The 255-nt window shown below is 42.4% G+C and carries 1 protein-coding gene; it reads right to left on the bottom strand.

The window, feature by feature from the left end; translation table 11 throughout:
- Positions 1 to 255 (bottom strand): hypothetical protein (locus NE665_RS24535; RefSeq protein ID WP_256302785.1); only part of this gene is annotated, 255 nt, incomplete at both ends.

Here is a 255-nt window from a genome sequence, read left to right as displayed (position 1 = left end):
CTTCTTTCTTCCATCGATAACTGTATCGTGTATCTGTGATCTTCGTTTTCGTGATAGAATCCTTATCTACCTTTGCAGCCTGTTCTTTTTCGGCTTGTATTTCCTCCTTGCTCATCTCAGGGGACAATGTCTCATACATGCTGTCACTCAGTATATCCTTTACTTTATCCAGACGCTCGTAATAGATATCTGTTGAGCTTCCGCTCTTCATCACCTTGATATATCGTACTGCCGGTTCTGTATAACGCTCAGGAG

It is taken from the genome of Clostridium sp. DFI.1.208, from assembly GCF_024463855.1.
Taxonomy (GTDB): domain Bacteria; phylum Bacillota_I; class Bacilli_A; order Erysipelotrichales; family Erysipelotrichaceae; genus Clostridium_AQ.
This window is presented reverse-complemented; position numbering and strand designations above follow the sequence as displayed.